The sequence below is a fragment of the Streptomyces sp. SP18BB07 genome, assembly GCF_036322545.1.
Classification (GTDB): domain Bacteria; phylum Actinomycetota; class Actinomycetes; order Streptomycetales; family Streptomycetaceae; genus Streptomyces; species Streptomyces deccanensis.
The window spans coordinates 84,591-110,542 of the sequence record NZ_JAQYWT010000280.1 but is presented as its reverse complement, the minus strand read 5'-3'; the positions used below and the strand labels follow the sequence as shown (position 1 = coordinate 110,542).

Sequence of the window (25,952 nt, the reverse complement as noted above, 5' to 3'; positions counted from 1 at the left end):
CCTCAGTACGCGTCCTCGCCCTCGACGAACGTCCGCACCACCTCGATGTCGCCGATCCTGGACACGTCCACCCGGCGCGGGTCGTCCCCCAGCACGACGAGATCGGCCCACCTGCCGGGGGTGAGGCTGCCGGCGTCGCCGTCCCAGTGGCAGGCGCGAGCGGCCTCGACGGTGTACGCGCGCAGCGCCTCCTCGACCGTGATCGCCTCGTCCGGGCCGATGAGACGGCCGGACTCGGAGGCACGCTCCACCATGAACTGGATCGCCCGCAGCGGGGCGCCGTTCGCGACCGGGCGGTCCGAGCTGCCGGCGACCCGGACACCGTGGTCGAGGAAGCCCCTGCCCCGGTACAGCCAGCCGGCCCGCTCCTCGCCCATGATCGTGGCGTAGTCGTCGCCGTAGTAGCGCAGGAAGCTCGGCTGGACGACGACCGTGACGCCGAGCGCGGCCAGCCGGGGCAGTTGGTCGGGGCGGACCAGACCGGCGTGCTCGACCCGGTGGCGTGCCTCCGGGCGGGGGCTCAGCTTCCGGGCCTTCTCCAGCGCGTCCAGGGCGACGTCCAGGGCCCGGTCGCCGATCGCGTGCACGGCGAGCTGCCAGCCCGCGAGGTGCCCCTCGACGATCGTGCTCTCCAGGACCTCGGGCTCGTGCATGAGTTGACCCGAACCGTCGCTGCCCAGGTAGGGGCTGGTGAGGGCCGCCGTACGGGCCATCATGCCGCCGTCGGTGAAGATCTTGAGCGAGCCGAGGGACAGTGCGCCCTCGCCGAAGCCGGTGCGCAGCCCGAGGTCGATCGCCCGGCCCGTGGTGTCCTCGGCGTCCGTGCGCACCGGGCGCAGCGCGTCGGCGGCCACCATCAGCCGTACCCGCAGCGGCAGTCGGCCCGACTCATGGGCGAGCTGGTACGCGGCGCCCTCGATGGGGCTGTGCCCGAACAGCCGGGCCCCGACGCCCGCTTCGGCGCACCCGGTGATGCCCTCGGACCGGCAGACGCGGGCGGCGTGCTCGATCGCCGACGCCAGTTCGGTGAGCGAGTGGGGCGGCCGGGACTGCAGCGCGGCCCCCATGGCGCCCTCGGCGAGGAAACCGTCCGGCCGGGCCACCTCCGCCGGAAGTCCCGCGAGCACCGCCGAGTTGACGAGGCAGGCGTGCCCGGAGAGATGGCCCAGATACACCTTGCGTCCGGCGCTGACGGTGTCCAGGTCGCTCGCCGTGAGCGGGCGGTCGAGGGCGCGCTGGTCGTAGCCGCCGAAGTCCACCCAGCCGCCGGCGGGCGCCTGCGCCACCGCGTCGGCGACCACACGGAGCACGTCGTCCGCGCTGCGGCTCGGCGCCACACTGGGCGCCTTCGCCTTCAAGCCCGCCCACGCCAGGTGCACATGGGCGTCGACGAACCCCGGCAGTACGGTGGCCCCGCCCAGGTCGAGCGTCCGCCGTGCCGGAAGGCCCGCCACGTCCTCGTCCAGGCCGACGATCCGCCCGCCCCAGATGCCGAGTTCCCGGGCGGCCGGGCGGTCCGGATCCATGGTGACGATGTGGGCGTTGGTGATCCTGGTGCTGAGCACGGACAGGTCCTTCCGGTCGGGGCGGGGGCGCCCGGTGCGTTCTCGTATCGGTGAAGTCGCTTGATCCGAGCGTCAGTTGACGGTCGGTTCGGCTAATGTCCCAGCGTTCGGGGGAGGTCGCTCAGGTCTCGAAGACGTCTCAGGGCTGGTCCGGGAAGGCAAATGTAGTTAGCCTTACCTAAGTTTTCTTGTACGTATCCTGTGTTGGCGAAACCGGTCCGGAGTGTTGCGTGAGAAAAGCGGACCCACCGGGACGGAACGTCCTGTGGCGCGCGGTGGGCGGACAGCGTCGGGACGTCGTGCTCGGCGCGGTTCTGGGGATGGGACACCAGACGGGCGAGGCCCTGGTGCCGGTGCTCATCGGACTGGCCATCGAGCGCGGGGTCGTGGACGGTGACATCCCCGGACTGCTGCTGTGGCTGCTCGTCCTGGCCGCCGTGTACGTCGGGCTCTCCTTCAGCTTCCGGTTCAGCGCGCGGGCGGGGGAACGCGCCGCCGTGACCGCCGCGCACCACCTCAGGACCGCGCTCGTCGGCCGTGTCCTCGCACCCGAGGGCGGCGCCGAAGAGGGCAGGCTGCCGGGCGAGTTGACGAACATCGCCACCGAGGACGCCAAGCGGGTCGGCGCCGTCGCCATGGCCCTCATCGTCGCCTTCGCGGCCACCGCCGGGCTCGTCGTCAGCGCGGTCGCCCTGCTGCGGGTCTCGCTCGTCCTCGGCCTGCTCGTCCTCCTGGGCACCCCCCTGCTGCTGTGGCTGGGACACCTGCTGAGCAAGCCCCTGGAACGGCGCAGCGAGACCGAACAGGACCGCGCCGCACAGGCCTCCGGCGTCGCCGCCGACCTGGTGGCCGGGCTGCGCGTCCTCAAGGGCATCGGAGCCGAGCACGCGGCCGTCGCCCGCTACCGCCGCGTCAGCCAGGACTCCCTCGCCGCCACATTGCGCGCCGCCCGCGCCGAAGCCTGGCAGAACGGCGTCGTCACCATCCTCACCGGTGCCTTCATCGCCCTGGTCGCCCTCGTCGGCGGACGCCTCGCCGCCCGGGGCGACATCGGCCTCGGTGAACTCGTCTCTTCCGTGGGGCTCGCCCTGTTCATCGTCGGCCCGCTGTCCGAGTTCGCCTGGATCAACGCCGAACTCGCCCAGGGCCGCGCCTCCGCCGCCCGGATCGCCGAGGTGCTGGACGCCCCCGGCGCCGTGCCCGCGAAGGGTTCCGCCGCAGCCGTCCCGCCCACCGGCGTCCAGGGCCGGCTGACGCTGCGCGCCCTCACCCACGGTCCCCTGCGCGGGGTCGACCTCGACATCGCCCCCGGCGAGACCGTCGGCGTGGCCACCACCGACCCCGCCGACGCCACCGCGCTGCTGCGCTGCCTGGGCCGCCACACCGACCCCGACGACGGCACCGTGGAACTCGACGGCACCGACCTGACCACGCTCGGCCCGGACGACGTCCGCGCGGCGCTGCTCGTCGCCGAGCACGACGCCGACCTCTTCGAGGGCACGGTCCTGGACAACGTCACGGCGGCGATCGGCACGACCGCGATCGGTACGACCGCGCCCACGGGAGCGACATCGGCCGCCGCCGACACGGGGACGGAGGGCACGGCCGTACCGGCGCACGTCACCGCCGCGATGGTCGCCTCCGGAACCGACGAGGTCGCCCGCGCGCTGCCCGACGGCGTCCACACCGCCGTCACCGCCCGCGGCCGTTCGCTCTCCGGCGGCCAACGCCAGCGCGTGGCCCTGGCCCGCGCCCTGGCCGCCGACGCGCCGGTTCTCGTCGTGCACGAACCGGCCACCGCCGTCGACGCCGTCACCGAGACCCGCATCGCCGCCGGCATCCGGGACGTCCGCGGTGGACGCACCACCCTCCTGGTCACCAACAGCCCCGCCCTGCTCGCCGTCACCGACCGCGTCGTCCTCCTGCACGAAGGCCGGATCACCGCGACCGGCGACCACGAACACCTCGTCCACGAACGCGCCGACTACCGGACGGCGGTCCTGACATGACCGAGCACACCGACCCCGGGGTCACCGGGGGAGCCGGAGCCGTCGGGGCCGAGCCCCCGCGCGGCGGTCGCGTCACGCCCGTACTGCTGCCCGTCGCCAGTGCCGCCCGTACGCGGGCCGCGGTCGTCGAACTCCTGCGGCCGCAGCGGCGGTTGGCGGTGTCCGCGTTCGCCGTCATGGTCGGGTCCACCGCCGTCGGGCTGCTCGTGCAGCCCCTGCTCGGCCGGATCGTCGACCTGGCCGCCGGCCGGGGGTCCGCCGACGCCATCACCGCCACCGCGGCGCTCCTGGTGGTCGTCGCCGTCGCGCAGGGCGTCACCGCCGGGTTCGGGCTGTCGCAGATCGCCCGGCTCGGCGAGACCACCCTGGCCCGGCTGCGCGAACGCTTCGTCGAGCGCGCCCTCGCCCTCCCTCTGGACCGCGTGGAGAAGGCCGGCGCCGGCGACCTGACCGCCCGGGTCACCGCCGACGTCTCCCTCATCGCCGACGCCGTACGCAACGCGCTGCCCGCCCTCGGACGGTCGGTGCTCACCATCGTCCTCACCTTCGGCGCCCTCGCCCTCCTCGACTGGCGGTTCCTGCTGGCCGCGCTGCTCGCGGTCCCCGTGCAGGCGGCCACCGCCCGCTGGTACGTCGCCCGCGCCATTCCGCTCTACGCCGAGCAGCGCGTGGCCGCCGGCGCCCAGCAGCAGCAGATGCTCGACACCATCGGCGGCAGCTCCACCGTGCGGGCGTTCCGGCTGGGCCGCGAGCACACCGAGCGGGTCACCGAGCGGTCGTGGTCCGTGGTGGCGCTGACCATGCGGGGCGTTCGACTCGTCCTCGGCTTCTACAGCCGACTGCACATCGCCGAGTACATCGGGCTCGCCGCCGTCCTCGTCACCGGCTACTGGCTGGTCCGCGACGGCTCCGCCAGCATCGGTACGGCGACCGCCGCCGCCCTGTACTTCCACAGCCTGTTCGGCCCCGTCAACGCGGCCCTCGCCCTCCTCGACGACGCCCAGTCCGCCACGGCGGGCCTCGCCCGGCTGGTCGGCGTCACCGACGAACCCGTGGCCCCGCCGCCGACGCGCACCGTCGGCGCCGGCGGTGTCGACGTCACCGTGCGCGGGCTCGGCCACGCCTACCGGCCGGGCCACCCCGTCCTGCACGACATCGACCTGACGATCCGCCACGGCGAACGCGTGGCCCTCGTCGGCGCCAGCGGAGCAGGCAAGACCACCCTGGCCCGACTCGTCGCGGGCATCCAGCCGCCCACCACCGGCGACGTCCTGGTGGGCGGGATCCCGCCCACCGAACTCGGCGCCGCCGCCTCCCGCACGATCGCCCTGATCACCCAGGAGACCCATGTCTTCGCGGGCCCCCTCGCCGACGACCTGCGGCTCGCCAAACCCGACGCCACCGACGACGAACTGCGCGCCGCCCTCGACCGCGTCGACGCCCTCGCCTGGGCCGAGGCCCTGCCCGACGGGCTCGCCACGGTCGTCGGCGACGGCGGCCACCGGCTCAGCGGCGAGCGCACCCAGGCCCTCGCACTGGCCCGGCTGATCCTCGCCGACCCGCCCCTGGTGATCCTCGACGAGGCCACCGCGGAGGCGGGCAGCGCCGGCGCCCGCACCCTGGAGAAGGCGGTCGCCCGCGCCGTCGACGGCCGGACCGCGCTGATCGTCGCCCACCGCCTCAGCCAGGCGGCGACCGCCGACCGCGTCGTCGTCATGGAGGCCGGTCGCGTCGTCGAGAGCGGCACCCACGACGAACTCCACGCCGCGCGAGGCCCCTACGCCGCCCTCTGGTCGGCCTGGTCGGACGCCCGCGACACAGGCCCCCGCGACACAGGCCCCCGCGACACCGGCCCCCGGCCGGCCCTCGAGACCCCCACACGCACCGCTCCGCAGAAACCCGAACCGAAGGACCGCTGATGTTCCGCTCCCGCAGAGCGCCACGGCTCGCCGTCGTGCTCGCCTCCGCCACCCTGCTCCTCGCCACCGCGTGCGGCGGCGGCTCCGACTCCGACGACGCGTCGGGCGCCGGCGCGGAGGCGAGCACCTCCGGTGACTCCGCCTTCCCGGTCTCCGTCGACCACAAGTACGGCAGCACCACGATCAAGGCCGAACCCAAGCGGATCGTCACCGTCGGCCTGACCGACCAGGACTCGGTCCTCGCCCTCGGCAAGGTCCCCGTCGGCACCACCGAGTGGCTCGGCGGCTACAAGGGCGCCATCGGTCCCTGGGCCGCGGACAAGCTCGGCTCCGCCGAGGCGCCGACCGTCCTCAAGGACACCGGCACCGGCCCGCAGGTGGAGAAGATCGCCGCCCTCAAGCCCGACCTGATCCTCGCGGTGTACGGCGGACTCACCAAGGAGCAGTACGAGTCGCTGTCCAAGTTCGCGCCCGTGGTCGCCCAGCCGAAGGCGTACAACGACTACGGCGTCCCGTGGCAGGAGCAGACCGAGACGATCGGCAAGGCGCTCGGCAAGTCCGACGAGGCCGCGAAGGCGGTCGCCGACACCGAGGCGAAGATCAAGGCCGCCGCCGACGACAACCCCGGCTTCAAGGGCGCCACGGCCGTCATGGCGACGCCGTACGAGGGCATGTTCGTCTTCGGCAGCCAGGACCCGCGCTCGCGCCTGCTGACCGGCCTGGGCTTCACCCTGCCCAAGGACCTCGACAAGGTCATCGGCGACCAGTTCGGTGCGAACATCAGCAAGGAGCGCACCGACCTGCTCGACCAGAGCGCCCTCGTCTGGCAGGTTGGCGATGTCACGAAGGACGCCGCCAAGCTGCACAAGGACGCCTCCTACAAGGACCTGAAGGTCGTGAAGGAGGGCCGCGAGGTCTACGTCAACGAGACCAGCGACTACGGCAACGCCCTGTCCATGGGCACCGTCCTCAGCCTGCCGTACGTGATCGAGCGCCTGGCCCCCCAGCTGGCGGCGGCCGTCGACGGCAAGACGGACACCAAGGTGGAGCAGCCCGCGTCCTGACGCGATCAGGGGCGATTCGCCGGGACGACGAGGGGGGCCGGTCACCGACCGGCCCCCCTCGCGTGTCTCTCCCGTGTCAGCCGTCCATCGACTCGGCCAGACTGCGCGGCCGCATGTCTGTCCAGTTGGTCTCGACGTGCTCCAGGCAGGACTGCCGGGAGTCGGGTCCGTGGACCACCCGCCAGCCGGCCGGCACATCCACGAAGTCCGGCCACAGGCTGTGCTGGTTCTCGTCGTTGACCAGCACCAGGTAGGTGCCCTCGGGGTCCTCGAACGGGTTGCTCATGCCACTCCTCTTTCCGACTTCACTCACTGCTTCGGTCACTTGGGGTTCCGCTCGGCCCACGCGACGAGCCCCTTGAGGGCCCCGAACCAGGTCTCGGCGAGATCCTGGACCGTGTCGCGCGGCAGCAGTCCTTCCAGATACGACCAGTGCGCGGCCAGCACCGGCCCGTCCGCCCGGTCCTCGGTCACCACGTTGATCTCCAGCGCGTGGCCCTCCCGCATCGAGTCCTCCGCCCCGATGTCCGCGGCGTCCTCCTCCGGCGCGTACGACCAGTCCGTCTCCTCCGGGATGCCGAACCGGCCCAGGTAGTTGAACTCGACACGCGGCGGCTCGTAGGCCGCCAGCACCTCGCGGGTCCGGGGGTTGAGGTGCCGCAGCATCCCGTATCCGACGCCGTTCGCGGGCAGCGCCGCGAGGTGCTCCCGCACCCGGCGCACGGCCTCGGCCGCCGCCGGGCCCCCGGCGAAGGCCTCCTCGGGGTCGGCCGCACCCACGTCGAGCCGGACCGGGTAGACGCTGGTGAACCAGCCGACCGTACGCGACAGATCGACCCCGTCACCGCCCAACTCCTCCTCGCGGCCGTGGCCTTCGAGGTCGACGAGGACGGAGGTGTCCGCACCGCCGTCCCGTCGCCGCCGGTCCGCGAAGGCGAGCGCGAGCCCGGCCAGCAGGACGTCGTTGACGGCGCCGCCGAACGCGGCCGGCACCGCCGACAGCAGCGGGCCGGTGTGCTCGGCGGGCAGCCGGAGCACGACCTCGCGCCGGGTGGCGCTGGTGTCACGGTCGGGATCCCGGTCCCGCGCGAGCGGCACGGAGGCCGCGCCGCCGGCGAGAATCGCCTCCCACACGGGGAGTTCGGCCTCCCGCTCCGGCCGCTGGGCCAGCTCCGTGAGCAGCCGTGACCAGCGGGCGAACGACGTCTCGACGGGCAGCAGCCCGACAGGCCGCCCGGCGGACACGTCCTGCCACGCCGCCGCGAGGTCCGGCAGCAGCACCCGCCACGACACACCGTCCACGACGAGGTGGTGGCCCATCAGCAGCAGCCGCCCGGGGGCGTCGCCCGCGTCGAACCACACGGCCCTCACCATGACTCCGGCGTCCGGGTCGAGCAACGCCCTTGCCGCGACCGTGCGTTCCCGCACGACCTCGCCCAGCGCGGTCGTGTCCAGGCCGGATATGTCGACCCGCTCGATCCAGCCGGCCGGGTCCACCGTGCCGACGGGCGGCACGTGCAGCGACCACTGTTCGGTGTCCTCGTCGGAGGGCCGGACCAGGGCGGCGCGCAGCAGGTCGTGACGGTCGACGAGCGCCCGCAGCACGGCGGTCAGACCGGGCAGGTCGAGCGCCGCCGGAGTGCGGACCAGCGCCGCCTGGTGGTAGGAGGCGAAGGGGCCGCCCAGTTCGCGCAGCCAGTGCATGACCGGGGTGAGCGGCACCGTGCCGGTGCCGTCGTCCGCCGGGCGCGCCGCCGAGACGTCGGCCGTCTCGGCCACCGTGGCCAGCGCGGCGACCGTACGGTGCCGGAACACCAGCCTCGGGCTGATCCGCAGGCCCGCCGCACGGGCCCGCCCCACGAGCTGCATGGCGACGATGCTGTCACCGCCGAGGGCGAAGAAGTCGTCGTCCACACCGACCCGTTCGAGGCCCAGCACCTCCGCGACGACCGTGCACAGCAGCTCCTCCACGGGAGTCGCCGGTGCCCGTCCCGAGGACAGGGCGGAGAAGTCGGGCGCGGGCAGGGCCGAGCGGTCCAGCTTGCCGTTGGCCAGCTGCGGGAACCGCGCCAGCGCGACCACGGCCGCCGGGACCATGTGGTCGGGGAGCCGGCCGGCGACATGGGCGCGCAGCGCCGCCGGATCGGGCGTGGTGCCGGGGACCGGCACCACGTACGCCACGAGCAGCTTGCGCGGACTGTCCTGATGGACCGTCACCAGCGCCTGGCCGACTCCCGGGTGGGCGGTGAGCGCGGCCTCGATCTCGGCGGGCTCGATGCGGAAACCGCGGATCTTGACCTGGTCGTCGGCGCGGCCGAGGTAGTCGATCCGCCCGTCGGTGGTCCAGCGGGCCAGGTCGCCCGTGCGGTACAGCCGCGATCCGGCCGGACCGAACGGGTCGGCCACGAACCGCTCGGCCGTCAGACCGGGGCTGCCCAGATAGCCGCGGGCGAGACCGCCGCCCGCGAGGTACAGCTCACCGGGGACACCGGGCGGCACCGGCCGCAGCCGGTCGTCGAGGACGTACGCCCGGGTGCCGGCCACCGGCCGCCCCACGAGCGGCCGTTCGCTGTCGCGGACGCGTCCCACGAGGGCGTCGACGGTCGACTCGGTCGGCCCGTACAGGTTGAACGCCTCGGTGCCGGGCAGTTCGGACAGCCGCTTCCACAGGGCGACGGGGACGGCCTCGCCGCCGACGCCGACGACCGCGAGCGGGCAGTCGCCGTCGCGCAGCAGCCCACTGTCGGCCATCTGCGCGAAGAACGACGGCGTGACCTCCAGGAAGTCGAACCGGTGCCGCAGCACGGCGTCGGTCACCAGCTCCGGGTCGCGCCGGACCTCCTCCGACAGCACATGGACGCAGTGTCCGTCCAGCAGCCACAGCTGCGGCTGCCAGGACGCGTCGAAGAAGAACGACCAGGCGTGACCGACCCGCAGATGCCGCCGACCGGCCGCCTCGATCGCCGGTTCGTACAGCGTCTCGCGGTGGCTGTGGAAGAGGTTGCCGAGCGTCTCGTGCGTGATGACCACGCCCTTGGGGCGACCGGTGGAGCCCGAGGTGTAGATGACGTACGCCGGGTGGCGGGGCGTCAGCGGGGCGAGGCGGTCGGCGTCGGTGAGGTCGGCCGGGTCCTGCGCCGCGATCCGGTCCCGGGTGCCCGGGTCGTCCAGTGGCAGGGAGGCGATGCCCGACGGCAGCGTCGCGGCGTACTCCCGGGTGGTCAGGGTGAGGACCGGTCCGGCGTCGGCGAGGACGTCGGCGGTGCGCTCCGCCGGGGCGTCCGGGTCGAGCGGCAGATATGCGGCGCCCGCCTTGTGCACCGCGAGGACGGCCGTGAGGAAGTGCGCGGTGCGCGGCAGCGCGAGCGCGACGTACCTCTCGGGCCCGGCACCGGCCTCCACGAGGAGCCGGGCCAACCGGTTGGCGTCCGCGTTGAGTTCGGCGAAGGTCAGCTCGACCCCGTCGGAGGCTGCGGCGGGCAGCTCGCCGTGCCGGTGCGCCCGCTCCTCGAACAGCGCGGGCACCGTGGTGGGACCACCGGCGACCGGACGGCTGTGCCAGCCGTCGAGCAGCCGGGCCCGCTCGTCCGGGGCGAGGATCTCGACGAGACCGAGCCGGGTGTCCGGATCGGCGGTCACCGCGCGCAGGACGCGCCGCAGTCGGTCCGCGAAGGACTGGGCGGTCGCCGGGTCGAACAGGTCGGCGCTGTACTCCAGGACGCCGTCCACGCCGGTGCCGTCGCCGCGCTCGACGAAGTCGAAGGACAGGTCGAACTTGGCGGTCGTCTGCGCCACCTCGTCCCGCCGGGCGGCCAGACCGGGCAGCCCGGCGTCCTCGCCGTCGGCCGCGAGGTACACCACCATCACCTGGAACAGCGGGTGACGGGCGAGGGAGCGGGCCGGGTTGAGCACCTCCACCAGCCGCTCGAAGGGCACGTCCTGGTGGTCGAACGCGGCGAGGTCGGTCTCCCGGACACGGCCGAGCAGCTCCCGGAACGTGGGGTCCCCGGAGGTGTCGGTGCGCAGCACCAGTGTGTTGAGGAAGAACCCCACCAGGTCGTCCAGCCCGGCGTCGGTGCGCCCGGAGATCGGGCTGCCGATGGGGATGTCGTCGCCCGCGCCGAGCCGGAAGAGGAGTGTGGCCACGGCCGCCTGGAGCACCATGAACACACTGACCCCGTTGTCCCGGGCCAACGTGTCGAGCGCGGCGGCGAGTTCGGCGTCCAGGGAGAGATCGGCGGAGCCGCCCCGGTAGGTGGACTCCAGCGGGCGGGCCCGGTCCACGGGCAGCGCCAGCTCCTCCGGCAGCCCGGCCAGCGCCTGCTTCCAGTACGCGACCTGACGTGCCGCGAGACTGGTCTCGTCCTTCTCGTCGCCGAGGACATCCCGCTGCCACAGCGTGTAGTCGGCGTACTGAACCGGCAGCGGCTCCCACGCGGGCGCGCGTCCGGCCGCACGGGCGGCGTAGGCGAGCGCGAGGTCCCGGTTCAGCGGACCCTGCGACCACTCGTCCCCGGCGATGTGGTGCAGGAGCAGCAGAACCGTCCACTCCTCCTCACCCGTGCGGAACACATGGACCCGCAGCGGGAGTTCACGGTCCAGCGCGAAGCCGTACGCGCCCGCCTCCGCCAACAGCTCGGGCAGCAGTTCGTCGTCCGTGTCGACGACCTCGAACGGGACCCGGACCTCGTCGTGCGCCAGGACCAGCTGATGGGCCCGGCCCTCGTCGTCCGGGAAGACCGTGCGCAGCGTCTCGTGCCGGACGACCAGGTCGTGCACGGCCGCCCGCAGCGCCTCGACATCAAGGGCACCCGTCAGCCGCCAGGCCGACGGGATGTTGTACGTCGCGCTGGGGCCCTCCACCTGGTACAGCACCCACAGGCGCTGCTGCGCGGAGGACAGCGGCAGCCGCTCCGGACGCTCCCTGACCGTCAGGGCCGGGCGGGGCGTGGCCCCCGCGTCCGCGTTGTCGGCCAGCCGTCGCGCGAGCCGGGCCACCGTCGGCGCGTCGAACACCGTGCGCAGCGACACCTCCGACCCGAACGCCGCCCGGACCCCGGCGACCAGCCGCATGGCCAGCAGCGAGTGGCCGCCCAGGGCGAAGAAGTCGTCGTCGACGCCGACCCGGTCCACCCCCAGCACCTCGGCGAACAGACCACGGAGGATCTCCTCGCGCGGACCCGCCGCCCGGCCGCCCGCGCCGCTGCCCACCGTGAAGTCGGGCGCGGGCAGCGCCCGGCGGTCCAGCTTGCCGTTGGACGTCAGCGGCAGCGCGTCGATGGCGACGACGGCCGCGGGCACCATGTGGTCCGGCAGGGCGGCGGCGGTGTGGGCCCGCAAGGCCGCCGGGTCGACGGCACCTCCGGTGGCGGGTACGACGTACGCCACAAGCCGCTGGTCGTGGGCGACGACCACCGTGTGCGCGACGGACTCGTGCCGGGCGAGCACCGCCTCGATCTCGCCGGGCTCGACGCGCACGCCACGGATCTTGACCTGGTGGTCGGTGCGGCCGAGGAAGTCGAGCGTGCCGTCCGGCCGCCAGCGGGCCAGGTCGCCCGTGCGGTACATCCGCGCGCCCGGCCCGCCGTACGGGTCCGCGACGAACCGCTCGGCCGTGAGGCCGGGGCGGTCGAGATAGCCGCGGGCGAGCTGGACGCCCGCCAGGTAGAGCTCTCCGGCCACACCGGGCGGCACCGGCCGCAGCGCCGCGTCGAGGACGTAGGTCCGGGTGTTCCACACGGGACGCCCGATCACCACCCGGTCGGCGCCCGGCGGCACCGGGCCGGCCGTGACGTCGACCGAGGCCTCCGTCGGCCCGTACAGGTTGTGCAGCTCCGCCGGCAGCACCTCGTGGAAGCGTGCCGCCACCGACGACGGCAGCGCCTCACCACTGCACATCACCCGGCGCAGACCCGTGCACCGCGCGGCGGCCGGCTCCTCCAGGAACACCTGGAGCATCGACGGCACGAAGTGCGTGGTCGTGACGGCCTGTTCACGGATCACGCGCGCGAGATACGCCGGGTCGCGGTGACCCTCCGGCCGGGCGACCACCAGCGCGGCGCCGGTGATCAGCGGCCAGAAGAACTCCCACACCGACACGTCGAAGCCGGCCGGGGTCTTCTGCAGCACCCGGTCGTCGGGGCCGAGCCCGTACGCGTCCTGCATCCACAGCAACCGGTTGACGATGCCCTCGTGCGGCACGACGACGCCCTTGGGGCGGCCGGTCGACCCGGACGTGTAGATCACGTAGGCGGGGCTCGCCGGGTCGTACGCGGCGGGCAGCTCCCCTTCCGGTCCCTCCGGCAGGGCGCCCTCGACGACGCACACCGGCCGGGCCTCCTCCAGCATGAGCGCCCGCCGTTCCTGTGGCTGGTCGGCCTCCAACGGCAGATAGGCGCCGCCGGCCCGGTGCACCGCCAGCAGGGCGACCACCAGGTCCACCGAACGCGGCAGCGCCACCGCCACCGTGCGCTCAGGGCCCACGCCCATCCCGGCCAGGACCCGCGCGGTCCGCTCGACCCGTGCGTTCAACTCGGCGTACGTCAGGCGCTGTTCGTCATGGACGAGGGCGAGCGCGTCCGGGGTCCGCGCCACCTGGGTGCGGAACAGTTCCGGCAGAGTGGTCGCGGGCACGTCCTGTGCGGTGTCATTCCACCGGTCGAGCACCGACTCCCGTTCGGCCTCCTCCAGGACGGCCAGTTCCCGCACGGGCGTCTCCGGCGCGTCGGCGACCTGTTCCAGCAGCCGGGCCAGGCGTCCGGCCGTGCGCCGGGCCGTCTCGTCGTCGTACAGGTCGAGCGCGTACTCCAGCAGCAGCGTGAGCCGGTCCTGACCCACCTCGTCCACGAAGGTGAAGTGCAGGTCGAACTTGGCCATGCCGGTGTCCATGTCGAACCACTCGGTCGGCATGCCCAGCACGTCCGGGTCGCCGTCGGGCCGGTAGTGGTAGCCCAGCATGACCTGGAAGAGGGGGTTGCGACCGGCGACCCGGGGCGGGTTCACGGCCTCCACGACCTGGTCGAACGGCAGGTCCTGGTGCTCGAAGGCCTGGAGGGCCGACTCCCGCACCCGTCCCAGCAGTTGGGCGAACGTCAGGTCCGACGGACCGCTCTGCGGGCCCGACAGATCGGTGCGCAGCACCAGCGTGTTCACGAAGAAACCGACCAGGTCGTCGAGCGCGTCGTCCGTGCGCCCCGCGATGGGCGCCCCGAGCGGGATGTCGTCACCGGCGCCCAGCCGGTGCAGCAACGCCGCCGTAGCCGCCTGGAACAGCATGAACATACTGGTGTTCGTGGCGGCGGACAGCTCGCGCAGCGCCCGGCCGGTGGCGGGGGACAGCTCCAGACGCACCTTGCCGCCCCGCCCGGTGGGCGCGTCCGGCCGCGGCCGGTCCTGGGGCAGGGAAAGCTCCTCGGGCAGGTCCCGCAACGCCTTGGTCCAGTGGGCGAGTTGGTCCGCACCGACCTGCCCGAGCAGCGCGTCCTGCCAGAGCGTGTAGTCGGCGTACTGCACCGGCAGCGGTGCCCACGTCGGCGCACGGTCCTCGATCCGGGCCCGGTAGGCGGTGGTGAGATCGGTGAGGAACGGGCGGTCCGACCACTCGTCGGTGGTGATGTGGTGCAGCACCAGCGCCACCACGTGCTCGGTGGTGCCGAGGCGCAACACCTCGGCGCGGACCGGCAGTTCGGTGCTCAGGTCGAAGGGCCGGCGTTGCGCCGCCTCGATCCGTGAGGCCAGGTCGTCCTCGGTGACCTCGACGACCCGGAACGCGGGCTCGGCCTCGCCCGGCGGCACGATCCACTGGTAGGGCTCGCCGTCCTCTTCCAGGAAGCGGGTCCGCAAGGCTTCATGACGGGCCGTCACGTCCAGCAGCGCGGCCCGCAGCGCGTCGAGGTCCAGCTCGCCGCGCAGGCGGAAGACGAGAGGGAAGTTGTAGGCCACCCCGCCGCCGGTGAGCCGCTCCACCAGCCACAGCCGCCGCTGCGCCGCCGACAGCGGGACCCGCGCGGGCCGCTCGGGGACCGTCCGCAGAGCCGGCCGCGTGGGACGCCCGGTGCCCGCCCGCAGCGCCAGCGCCTCGGGAGTGGGCGCCTCGAAGAGGTCACGGATGGCCAGCTCGGCGCCCAGCTCGGTGCGTGCGCGGCTGATCAGCCGGGTCGCGAGCAGCGAATGGCCGCCCAGGTCGAAGAAGTTGTCCTCGGCGCCGGTGCGGGGCAGCCCCAGCACCTCGGCGAAGAGCCGGCACAGCACTTCCTCGACGGGGGTGCGCGGGCCGCGCCCGGCCGACAGGGCGACCGCGGGCTCGGCGTCCGGGAGGGCGCGCACGTCCAGCTTGCCGTTGTCGTTCATCGGCAGCCCGGGCAGCACCACGAACGCGGCGGGCACCATGTAGCCGGGCAGCCGCTGTCCGAGGTCGTCGCGCAGCCGTCGCACGAGCGCGGTGTGGCCGCGGCCGGCCGCCGGGGTGTTGGCGAAGGGGGCGGTGGCGTCGCGGTCGGCGCGCGGCCGGTACAGACCGGTCGTGCGGGAGGTGTCGGTGCCCGGCACGAACACGGCCTCGTAGGCGCCGGGTTCGGCGGACCAGGTGGTGAGCAGCCGGTAGCCGCGTGCCTCGGCGGTCTCCCGCAGGTCCTCCGGTTCCACGCCCGTCGCGGCGACGGGCGAGGGGCGGCCGGTGTCCAGGGCGCGCAGTCCGGCGAGGTCACCGGCCGTGCGGGCGTCCGGGACGCCCCGCACGCGGAGCGGTCCGGTGCCGTCGAGCCGGGCGAGGAGCGCGTCCCGTCCGGTCCAGTCGACGGCCGGGACGCCGTCCAGGGCGAGGCCGGCGTCCCCCTTGTGGAGCACCACGTCGTACCGGTAGCGGGTCAGCTCGTTGTGGTGGCGGCCCGCCTTGGTGCGCAGGTCGACGCCGACGCCGAGGGTCGTGAACCAGTCCGGGTCGACGAGGAGTTCCTTCTCCAGGGCGAGGCCCCGCTCCACGGCCCGGCGCAGGGCCTCGGGCTCGGTGTCGGCGTCGGCGCGAGCGGCCTGGATGCCGGCCTGGAACACCCGGGCCTGACGCAGGTCGCGGACATCGCCGAGGAACAGGGCACCGCCGGGCGCCAGCAGGCCCAGCGCGCCCCGGATCACCTGGTGCAGGTGGTCCAGGCTCGGGAAGTACTGCACGACGGAGTTGATGACGACCGTGTCGAAGAACCCGGTGGGCAGGCCGTCGGTCACCTCGGCCGCCTGGCAGCGGAGTTCGACCTTGTCGGCCAGCGCCGGGTCGCTCCGCACGCCTTCGGTGAGCTTGCGGATCACGGGGGCGGCGAAGTCGGTCGCCCAGTACGCCTCCGCGTCCGGGGCGAGCTTCGACAGCAGCAGACCCGAGCCGACGCCGATCTCCAGGATCCGGCGGGGCCGCAGCTCACGGATGCGCTCCACGGTGGCCTCGCGCCACTCCCGCATGTGTTCCACGGGGATCGGCGTGCCGTCGTAGGAGCTGTCCCAGCCCGCGAAGTCCTCGGTGAACAGGGCGGTGCCGATCTCGGTGTACTCGGCGGAGTAGATCTCCCGCCACTCACCGATCTGCTCCCGCTCGGCCGACTCCCGCGCGTCCTCGTCGAGTTCGGCGGGCACCACATAGCCCACGAGGCGCTTCGTGCCCGGCGCCGAGGTGTCGTCGCGAGCGATCACGGCGGCCTGCGACACCTCCGGGTGCTGGGCGAGCGCGGTCTCGATCTCACCCAGCTCCACCCGGTAGCCCCGGATCTTGACCTGGTCGTCGGTACGGCCGAGGAAGTCCAGGTTGCCGTCGGCACGCCGTCGTACCAGGTCGCCGGTGCGGTACATGCGCTCGCCCGGCTGCCCGAACGGGTCCGCCACGAACCGTTCGGCGGTCAGGCCCGGCCGGTCGAGATAGCCGCGCGCCAGCCCGACGCCGGCGATGTACAGCTCGCCCGCCACGCCGTCCGGCACCGGACGCATCCAGGTGTCGAGGACGCGGGCCCGGGTGGCGCGGATCGGCCTGCCCACGGTCGGGGTCGCGCTGTCCTCCGTGCCGCCGCCGAGCGTGTTGATCGTGTACTCGGTCGGGCCGTACAGGTTGTAGCCGTACGTGCCCTCGGTGTCCCGCAGGGTGTTCCACACCGTCTCGGTGACGGCCTCGCCGCCGAGCAGCACCAGCGGCGGCCGGTGCCCCTCCAACAGGCCCTCCTCGATGAGGAGATGGGCGTAGGTCGGGGTCACGTTGACGACGTCGACACGGTGCTCCTCGCAGTACGCGACCAGCGCGGTCGCGTCCCGCCTGAGCTCCTCGTCGCAGATGTGCACCTCATGCCCCTCGACGAGCCACAGCAGCTCCTCCCAGGACATGTCGAACGCGAACGACACGGTGTGCGCGATCCGCAGCCGCCGCCCGCCCGCCGACGCGATCGCCGGGGCGAAGATCTCCTTCTGGTGGTTGAGCTGCATGTTCGTCAGACCGACGTACGGGGTGACGACGCCCTTGGGGCGGCCTGTGGAGCCCGAGGTGTAGATGACGTAGGCCGGGTGGTCCAGGCTGAAGGTCACCGACACCGGGCCGGCCGGGAAGGCCGCCAGCTCGGCCGTCACCGCCGGGTCGTCGAGCAGGACCCGCGGCGTGTCGCCCGTCAGCGTCCGCGACACGGCCTCCGTCGACAGCAGGAGCAGCGGGCAGGCGTCCGCCAGCATCAGCGAGAGCCGGTCGGCGGGGTGGTCCAGCTCCAGCGGCAGATACGCCGACCCCGTGCGCAGCACCGCGAACAGCGCCACCACCATGTCGATCGAGCGCGGCAGCCCGAGCGCGATCACCTTCTCCGGTCCGGCACCCCGCGCGATCAGCAGCCGGGCCATCCGGTCGCAGCGCGCGTCGAGTTCGGCGTACGTCAGGGTCTGCGCGCCGAAGACCAAGGCGGTCGCGTCCGGGGTGCGGGCGGCCTGCGCGGCCAGCATGTCCGCGACCGTCTCGTGCGGCACGGGCTGCCGCTGCTCGGCCTCCTCGCGGACGAGCGCGGCGGCCTCGGCCGGCAACAGGGAGTCCAGCGAGCCGACGGGCGCGTGCGGGTCGGCCACCAGCCGGTCGACCAGCAGCACGAAACGGTCCAACAGGCTCTGCGCGTGGGCGACTTCCAGCAGGTCGGGGCGGTAGGCCAGAGTCACCCGCACCCGCTCGCCGGGTGTCACCACCAGGTTCGCCGGATAGTGCGTGGCGTCCACGTTGGCCACGGCCGTCGCGCCGTGCCGTTCGCGCAGCTCGACGAGCCGCTCGTCCGTGTCGGCGTTGCGCAGCACGAACAGCGTGTCGAACAGCCGCCGGTGACCCGTATCGGCCTGGAGGACACCGAGGCCCAGGTACTCGTACGGCATGACCTCAAGACGCTCGCTCTGGACGCGGCGCAGCAGGTCCAGGACCGGTTCGCGCGGGTCGAAGGCGATGCGCGCGGGCACCGTGTTGAGGAACATGCCGATGACGTTCTCGACGTCCGGCACCTCACTCGGCCGCCCGGCGACCGTCGTGCCGAAGGCGATGTCCGTGCGGCCGGTCGCGCCGGCCAGGACCAGACCCCAAGCCGCGTTGAGCACGGTGTTGAGGGTCAGACCGTGGGCACGGGCGGTGTCACGCAGGCGCTCGGCGACCGCCGCGTCGAGCACGGCCTTCAGATGTTCCGGGATCACCGGCTCCTGGCCCCGGTCGGAGGCGGCGGGCACCAGCAGCGTCGGCTCCTCGAAACCGGACAGGGCCGCCCGCCACGCGCGGGTCGCCTCGGTGTCGTCCTGCCGCTCCAGCCAGGTCAGATAGTCGCGGTACGAGCCGGGGCGGTCCAGGCCCGCCGGGTCGCCCCCGCTCTCGTACAGCGCGAACAGCTGGTCCAGGAACAGCCAGGCCGACCAGCCGTCCCAGAGGATCAGATGACGGCCGACGATCAGCCGATCGCCGCGCTCCTCGCCGAGCCGCACCAGCAGCATCCGGAACAGCAGCGGGCGGGTGAGGTCGAACCGCTGCGCCCTCGACTCCTCCAGCAACTCCCGCATCCGGACGTCCTGTTCGGCCGCCGGGAGCCCCGCCAGATCCACTTCCCGCAGCGGGACGTCGGCGTCGCGGACGATGAACTGCACCGGCTGGCGCAGCCCCTCACTGGTGAAACCGGCACGCAGGCTGGGGTTGCGGCCCAGCAGCGTCCGCACGGCGTCCGACAGCCGCTCGGCGTCGACGCGTTCGGCGAAGTCGAACGACTCGTGAACCGTGTAGACGTCCAGGGAGCTGTCGTCGAAGTTCGAGTGGAAGAACAGGCCCTCCTGGAGCGGAGCGAGGGGCCACACGTCCTCGATCCGGCCCGGCGCGAGCCCTTCGACCCGCTCCCGCTCCTCCTCGGTCAGCGTGAACGCGGAGGCGACAGGGCTGTCCCCGGCGGTCGGCTCGTCGAGGACCGCCGTCGCCGCGAGCGCCGCCGGGGTGCGGTGCTCGAACACCTCGCGCGGGCCGATCACCAGACCCGCGCGGCGGGCCCGGCTGGAGACGGCGATGGAGGAGATGCTGTCGCCGCCGAGCAGGAAGAAGTCGTCGTCGACGCCGACCTCGTCGAGCCTCAGCACGGCCGCGAAGATCTCGACGAGCACCTGCTCCCGGGGACTGTTCGGGGCCCGGGTGACGGTCGCGCGCACGGCCCGCGGGGCGGGCAGCGCGGCCCGGTCCAGCTTGCCGCTCGGGGTGAGCGGCAGCGCGTCCAGGACGACCCAGGCGCTCGGGACCATGGGGGAGGGGAGGGACCCGGTCAGGGCCTCGCGCAGGTCGCCCACCTCGGTGGCGCCTCCGACGGGCACGACGTACGCGACCAGCGCGTCGTCCCGTACCGTCACGGCGGCCTGGGCGACCTCCGGCAGCCGCGCCAGCGCGGCCTCGATCTCGCCGAGCTCGATCCGGTTGCCGCGCAGCTTGACCTGCCGGTCCGTGCGGCCCAGGTACTCGATCACGCCGTCCGCGCGCCGCCGGACCAGGTCACCGGTGCGGTACATCCGGCTGCCGGGCGGCCCGAACGGGTCGGCGGTGAACCGCTCGGCGGTGAGGCCCGGCCGGGCGTGGTAGCCGCGGGCGAGCTGGACACCGGTCAGGTACAGCTCGCCGGGGACACCGTCCGGGACGGGCCGCAGACAGGTGTCCAGCACACGCAGGCCCGTGTTCCACACCGGGCGCCCGATCGGCACCGACGCGCCGGCCTGCTCCTCCTCGGGGGCGTACGGGTGGTACGTGACGTCGACGGCCGCCTCGGTGGGGCCGTACAGGTTGTGCAGCGGCACGCCCGTCAGCGCGTGCCAGCGGCTCGCGGCGGTGACCGGGAGCGCCTCGCCGCTGCTGAGGACGCGGCGCAACGAAGCCGACCAGGACGGGTCGCCGGTGACGTCCTCGTGCTGGAGGAAGGCCTCCAGCATCGACGGCACGAAGTGCATGGTCGTGACGGCCCGCTCCCGCACGAGTTCCGCCAGGTAGGCGGGGTCACGGTGGCCGTCCGGGCGGGCTAGCACCACGGTCGCGCCTTCGAGGAGCGGCCAGAAGAACTCCCAGACGGACACGTCGAAGCTGGACGGCGTCTTCTGCAGCACCCGGTCGTCGGGGCCGAGTCCGTACTCGCCCTGGGTCCACGCCAGCCTGTTCACGATGGCCCGGTGGGTCACGACGACGCCCTTGGGCAGACCGGTCGAGCCGGAGGTGTAGATCAGGTAGGCGGGATCGTCGGGGCGTGCGGGTGTGGCTGCGGGGCCGGTGGCGGCCTCGGCGGGCAGGGCGTCGGCGGCGTCCAGCAGCAGTACGGAGGGTGCGTTCTCCCCGGCGGACGGGCTCGGCGCGGGCAGTCGGTCGGCCGTCGCGGCGACGGTGACCACGGTCGTGGCGCCCGAGTCGGCCAGCATGTGGGCCACCCGGTCGGCCGGGTAGTCGAGGTCCACCGGCAGATAGGCGGCGCCCGACTTCAGGACGCCGAGCAGCGCCACCATCAGCTCTGCCGAGCGCGGCACGGCGACCGCCACGAACACCCCGGGGCCCGCGCCCCGGCCGCGCAGCCGTACGGCCAACTCCTCGGCGCGGGTGTCCAGTTCGGCATAGGTCAGCCGCTCGTCCTCGAAGACGACGGCCGTCGCGTCGGGCGTCCGGGCGACCTGCGCGGCGAACCCCTCCGCCAGGGTGCTCTCCGGTACGGCGCGCTCCTCGCCGACGGGGCGGGCACGCAGGGCCTCGTCGGGGGAGAGCAGTTCGACGGAGGCGGCCGCACGGTCCGGTGCTTCGGCGACGGCCTCCAGGACGCGGACCAGCCGGTCGCCGAGGGCGCGGACGGTGTCGCCGTCGAGGCGCTCCGCGTGGTGCTTGAGCCGCAGGTCGAGCCGCCGGCCGGGCTTGACGACGAGGGCGAGGGGATAGTGCACGGCGTCGTGGAAGGCGTCGCCGGTGATGCGTACGGTGCCCGAGGCGTCCCGGAGGTCCGACTCGGCGGGGTAGTTCTCGAACACCACGAGAGTGTCGAAGAGTTCGCCGGAGCCCGCGTGCCCGGTGAGCCGCTGGATCTCCGCCAGGCCCAGGTGCTGGTGGTCGAGCAGCCGGGCCTGTTCCTCCTGGAGGCGGACGAGCAGCGCCCCGAGTGACTCGCGCGGTGCCCAACGGAAGCGCGTCGGGAGGGTGTTGATGAACAGGCCCACCATGGACGCGATGCCGTCGACCTCGCCGTCGCGCCCGGAGACCGTGGTGCCGAACACCACGTCGTCCCGGCCGGTCAGCCGGCCCAGCAGCAAACCCCAGGCGCCCTGAACCACGGTGCCGAGGGTGACACCGAGCTCACGGGCCCGCTCGGCGAGCCGCGCGGTGGTGCGCTCGGACAGCTCCACGCGGACGTGCTCGGGCCGTACGGGCGCCCCGTCGGCCGGGGCGCCGACCAGCCGCGTCGGCTCGTCCAGCCCGGCGAGCGCCTCGCGCCAGACTCCGCGTGCCGTGTCCCGGTCCTGCTCGGCGAGGCGGCGCAGGAAGCCGCGGTAGGGGGCGACCTCGGGCAGCGCGGGCGCGTCCGTGCCGTAGTACGCCATCAGTTCGCGGTGCAGCACCGGCAACGACCAGCCGTCGGCGACGATGTGATGGAACGTCAGCACGAGGCGGCTGCGCTCCTCGCCGAGCCGGACCAGGGCGCAGCGCAGCAGCGGGGGCGCGGCCAGGTCGAAGCCCCGGGCCCGCTCGTCCGCGGCCACGGCGTCGCCCAGCGTCTCGCGGACCTCGCCGTCCTGCGACGACAGGTCGACCTCCCGCCAGGGCAGTTCGGCGTCCCGCGTGATGATCTGCACCGGGGTGCCGTCAGGGCGTTGGCGGAACGCGGCCCGCAGCGGCGCGTGCCGGTCCAGCAGGCACTGTGCGGCCCGGCGCAGCAGTGCGGCGTCGACCGGTCCGGCGAGGTCCAGGACCTGCTGGACGACATAGGTGTCCCCGTCGGCGCCGCCGGTGAGGGAGTGGAAGAAGAAGCCCTGCTGGAGCGGGGTGAGCGGCAGCAGTTCGGCGACCGGCAGCGGGTGCGTGCCCTGGATCTCGGCGAGTTCGGCCGGGTCGACCTCGATGAGGGGCTCGTCGGCGGTGTGTTCGGCGACCCGCTCGACGGCCGCCTGGGCCAGTGCCTCGACCGTGCGGTGCCGGAAGACGTCGCGGGTGGTCAGCTTCAGGCCCGACTCCCGGGCCCGGATGAGGAGTTGGATGGCGCTGATGCTGTCGCCGCCGAGCGCGAGGAAGTCGTCCTCGGCCGTCACCGCGTCCAGGCCGAGCACCTCGGCGTACAGCGCGCACAGAAGGTTCTCGCGCGGGGTGCGCGGGGCCCTGCCGGAGCTCATGGTGGCGTAGTCCGGCGCCGGCAGCGCTCTGCCGTCGATCTTGCCGCTGGGAGTGACCGGCAGGGCGTGCAGCGGGACGAACGCCGAGGGGACCATGTGGTCGGGCAGCCACTCGGCGGCGTGCCCGCGCAGGGTCCGCATCAGCGCGCTCACGTCACGGAAGGGAGCGGGCCGGTTGGCGCGCGGATGGACCCCCGTCGTCCGGTACAGCGGGCCGAAGGGTCCGTCGAGGACGAGCACGGCGTCGAACGCGCCGTCGTCGGCGTTCCCGTTCCAGGTGAGCGCCGCCCGGTAGCCGTGCTCGGCCGCCAGCGCGTGCAGGTCCTCGGGGTCGGTCCCGTCGGCCGCCTGCCGGCTGCTGCCGTCCAGCCGCCGGAGATCCGCCAGGTCGTCCGCGAGGCGCGCGTTGGGCACACCGGTGACGCGGAGTCCGTCCGGGCGCCCGGCCAGCAGCTCCGCCAGACCGCCGAGACCACCGACCGCCGACCAGTCGGCCTCCGGCAGTTCCCGGGCGGTCACCGGGGCCCCCGGGCGTAGCACGACGTCGTACCGGTACCGGCTCAGTTCGTTGTGGTGCGCGGCCCGCTTGAGGCGGATCTCCGCGTCGAATCCGTCGAGGGCGGCGAAGAAGTCCGGGTCGAGGAGGAGTTCGCCCTCCCAGCGCACGGACCGCTCGACGGCCGCCCGCAGCGCGCTCTTGTCGTCCTCGTCGCCACCGGCCGCCCGACGGGTCTCCACGGCCGCGCGCAGCGTCCGCAGCAGGCGCAGATTGCGGACGTCGCCGACGAAGATCCGGCCACCGGGGGCGAGCAGTCCCGCCGCCTGGCGCAGCACGTCGGCGAGGTACTCCCCACTGGGGAAGTACTGCGCGACGGAGTTGATGACGACGGTGTCGAAGTACCCCTCGGGCAGGCCCTCGGTGTCGTGGGCGGGCATCGCCCGCAGCTCGACCTTCGCGGCCAGCTCCGGATCGCTGTCGACCTGTGCGCGCAGTGCCGTGACGGCCTGGGCCGACAGGTCGGTGCCCCAGTAGGCCTCGCAGTGGGGCGCGATCTCGGACAGGATCAGACCGCTGCCCACGCCGATCTCCAGCACCCGCCCGGCGGGGCCGAGTTCACGGATCCGGTCGACGGTCGCCGTCCGCCACTCGCGCATCTCCTCGACGGGGATCGGCGTGCCGTCGTACATGCTGTTCCAGCCGGCGAAGTTCTCGCGGAGGCCGGAGCCGTCGGTGTCCGCCGCGCGGGAGTCCTCGGAACCGGCAGCCCCGTAGAGGAGTTCGTGCAGTTCCTTCCACTCCTCGACCCGCGCGTCCGCGTCCGCCTCACGCGGCGCGTCGAGGGCCGGGACGACGTAGGCGGCGAGGCGGCGGTCGCCCGGCCGGTCCTCGCGGACGACGACGGTGACCTGGTCGACGGCCGGATGGCCGCGCAGCACCGACTCGATCTCGCCCGGCTCGATACGGAAGCCGCGGATCTTGACCTGGGCGTCGGCGCGCCCCAGGAACTCCAGTCGCCCGTCCGCCCGCCAGCGCACCAGGTCGCCGGTGCGGTAGAGCCGCTCGCCGGGTTCCCCGAACGGGTCGGCGACGAACCGCTCGGCGGTCAGGTCCGGCCGCCCGAGATAGCCCCGCGCGAGGCCCGCGCCGCCGAGGTACAGCTCGCCGGTGACTCCGGCGGGCACCGGCCGCAGGAACGCGTCCAGGACGTACGCCCGGGTCCCGGGGTCGGGCACACCGATCGGCACGATCGCCCCGGCCGGGATGTCCGGATCGCACAGTCCGAGCGTGGAGTTGGTGGTGGCCTCGGTCGGGCCGTACGCGTTGAACATCATCCGACCGCGCGCGTACCGCCCCACCAGCTCCGGCGAGACCCGCTCGGTGCCCGCCAACAGCGTTGCGCCCGGCGGCAGTTCGACGTCGTCGGGCATGGCCGCCAGCAGCGCGGGCGGCAGGATCATGAAGGTGATGCCGTGCGCGTTCGCGTAGTCGGCGAGCGGCGCCCCGGGCACCCGGCGCTCGGCGGGGACGACGACGAGCCGGCCGCCGGACAGCAGCCCGAGGCACAGGTCCCAGAAGGCGACGTCGAAGCTCGGCGAGGCGAACTGCAGCACCCGGCTGTGCGGGCCGATGCCGAACCGCTCGCTCTGCGTGGCCACCAGCTTCGCCACGCCGCCGTGGGCGAGGACGACGCCCTTGGGACGGCCGGTCGAACCGGAGGTGTAGATGACATAGGCGGCGTTGAGGACGGTGAGGGGCGCCCCGCGGTCCGCCTCGGTGGGGTCGTGGACCGGCCGCCCCGCCAACTCGGCGGTCGTGGCGGGCGAGTCCAGCTCCAGGAGGGTCATGCCCTCGGCCGGGTCGGGGAGGTCGCGCGCGGTCTCGCCGGTGGTCACCATGCAGACGGGCCGAGCGTCGCCGAGCATGTACGCGATGCGGTCCGCCGGGTAGTCGTGGTCGATCGGCAGATAGGCGGCGCCCGACTTCAGGACGGCCACCTCGGCCACGATCAGCTCGGCGGACCGCGGCAGCGCCAGGGCGACGATCCGCTCGGGTCCGGCACCCCGCGCGATCAGCGCGTGCGCCAGGCGGTTGGCGCGTTCGTCCAGCTCGGCGTAGGTGAGTTCCTCGTCCTCGAAGACCAGTGCCACGGCCTCGGGCCGCTGTCGCACCTGCTCGGCGAACATCGCCGGCCAGGTGTCCGACGGCACCGTGTGCGCGGTGTCGTTCCAGTCGAGGACGACCTGCCCGTACTCCTCCCGGGACATCAGGTCCAGCCGGGCCACCGGCGTCCCGGGCCGGGCCACGGCGTCGGCGAGCAGCGTGCGGTAGTGACCGAGCAGCCGCTCGATGGTCGTGCCGTCGAACAGGGCGGGGGAGTACGACGCCCGCGCCGAGTCCCCGTCCACCTCCAGCGACACGTCGACCGGGGCCGGGAGTTCACCGACCGGACGGGCGGCCGTGTCGAACGCCGTGTTGAAGAACAGTCCGCCGCCGCGCGTCGGCCGGGGCCGCAGCTCCTCGACCAGGAGGCCGACGGGCACCCGGTGGGTCTGCGCCTCCTCCCACGCCTGCGTCACCCGTCGTACCAACTCGGCGAATGTCGGCTCGTGTTCGACGGACACCCGCAGCGGGAGCCCGTCATGGCCCACGGTCAGGTCCGTCGCGCCGGTGTAGCGGTGCAACAGGGCGACGAACGCCGCGAGTCGGACGGCGTCGGGCGCGTCCGGGACGTCCGACAGCACCCGCCAGTCCCGCTCGGGCAGCGGCCGTGGCGGATGCGGCCGGTCGGCGGGCAGCGCGATCTCGAGCGGGAGCGGTGTCAGCAACCGCCGCCAATGGGACAGAACTTCCTCGGAACCGCACACAGCCGCGAGCCTCCCCAGCGGGTCGGGGTCCCGGACCTGGGGCCGGGGTCGCCGACATACTAAGGTAAGGGTTACCTAATTCACAGGGTCCGCAAAGAGAGGTACCCGCCGGGACGGGACGGCATTCGACGGAGGACCTACAGTTCACCCCGTGCTCGCCCTACAGTTAAGGCAAGC

General features: G+C 73.7%; 6 protein-coding genes. 3 read left to right on the top strand and 3 right to left on the bottom strand.

The window, feature by feature from the left end:
* Positions 1-2: 2 nt before the first annotated feature.
* Complete coding sequence (locus tag PUR53_RS14635; RefSeq protein WP_329900914.1) at positions 3-1,565, bottom strand: amidohydrolase; 1,563 nt, start codon at positions 1,563-1,565, stop codon at positions 3-5.
* A 230-nt stretch (positions 1,566-1,795) separates the two neighbouring features.
* On the opposite strand from PUR53_RS14635, the gene PUR53_RS14630 reads away from it, so the two are divergent.
* From PUR53_RS14630 to PUR53_RS14620, 3 genes are read left to right on the top strand one after another with little or no spacing between them, the layout of a single operon-like run.
* Positions 1,796-3,574 (top strand): ABC transporter ATP-binding protein, encoded by a 1,779-nt coding sequence (locus tag PUR53_RS14630; RefSeq protein ID WP_329908511.1) that lies wholly within the window; start codon positions 1,796-1,798, stop codon positions 3,572-3,574.
* Complete coding sequence (locus tag PUR53_RS14625) at positions 3,571-5,493, top strand: ABC transporter ATP-binding protein (protein WP_329908510.1); 1,923 nt, start codon at positions 3,571-3,573, stop codon at positions 5,491-5,493. The genes PUR53_RS14630 and PUR53_RS14625 overlap by 4 nt, the downstream gene beginning before the upstream one ends.
* Complete coding sequence (locus PUR53_RS14620; RefSeq protein ID WP_329900911.1) at positions 5,493-6,557, top strand: iron-siderophore ABC transporter substrate-binding protein; 1,065 nt, start codon at positions 5,493-5,495, stop codon at positions 6,555-6,557. Before PUR53_RS14625 ends, PUR53_RS14620 begins: the two co-directional genes overlap by 1 nt.
* Positions 6,558-6,633: 76 nt before the next feature.
* Here PUR53_RS14620 and PUR53_RS14615 read toward each other — a convergent pair whose 3' ends face one another.
* On the bottom strand, positions 6,634-6,843 hold the full coding sequence (locus PUR53_RS14615; protein WP_329908509.1) for an MbtH family protein: 210 nt from the start codon (positions 6,841-6,843) through the stop codon (positions 6,634-6,636).
* Positions 6,844-6,878: 35 nt separating this feature from the next.
* Entirely contained in the window at positions 6,879-25,775 is an 18,897-nt protein-coding gene (locus PUR53_RS14610; RefSeq protein WP_329908508.1) for a non-ribosomal peptide synthetase, read from the bottom strand.
* Between the last annotated feature and the right edge of the window lie 177 nt (positions 25,776-25,952).

Bases quoted from the DNA above. Each gene is read 5' to 3' on its own strand.
- PUR53_RS14625 (WP_329908510.1), top strand. From the start codon at position 3,571: ATGACCGAGCACACCGACCCCGGGGTCACCGGGGGAGCCGGAGCCGTC.
- PUR53_RS14620 (WP_329900911.1), top strand. From the start codon at position 5,493: ATGTTCCGCTCCCGCAGAGCGCCACGGCTCGCCGTCGTGCTCGCCTCC.
- PUR53_RS14615 (WP_329908509.1), bottom strand. From the start codon at position 6,843: ATGAGCAACCCGTTCGAGGACCCCGAGGGCACCTACCTGGTGCTGGTC.